Below are 350 nucleotides of genomic sequence, written 5' to 3' on the forward strand. Positions count from 1 at the left end.
CAGACGGCCGGCGACATCCGCCAGTACGGCATGGCCAAGGAGGGGCTGATCGCCCGCCAGTTCATGCTCGGCGTGGTGCAGACCGCTGAGGGGCTGCCGATCTACCACGAAGTGTTCGACGGCAACACGGCCGAAACTCGAACCCTGCTGCCGACGCTCACCAAGGTGCTCTCGCGTTTCCCATCGGTGCAACGCATGGTGCTGGTCGCCGACCGGGGGCTGCTCAGCCTGGATAATCTGGAAGCGCTGAAGGCGGTGCGCCTGGCCAGCGGCAAGCCGCTCGAATTCATCATCGCGGTACCGGGCCGGCGTTACAACGAGTTCATCGACCTGCTCGAACCCTTCCACGC

At 65.1% G+C, this 350-nt stretch carries 1 pseudogene; it reads left to right on the forward strand.

Annotated elements, in window-relative coordinates:
- Positions 1–350, forward strand: a pseudogene (locus M622_RS0119810) (IS1634 family transposase); the annotation flags it as partial.

This window comes from Thauera terpenica 58Eu (assembly GCF_000443165.1).
In the GTDB taxonomy this organism is placed as follows: domain Bacteria; phylum Pseudomonadota; class Gammaproteobacteria; order Burkholderiales; family Rhodocyclaceae; genus Thauera; species Thauera terpenica.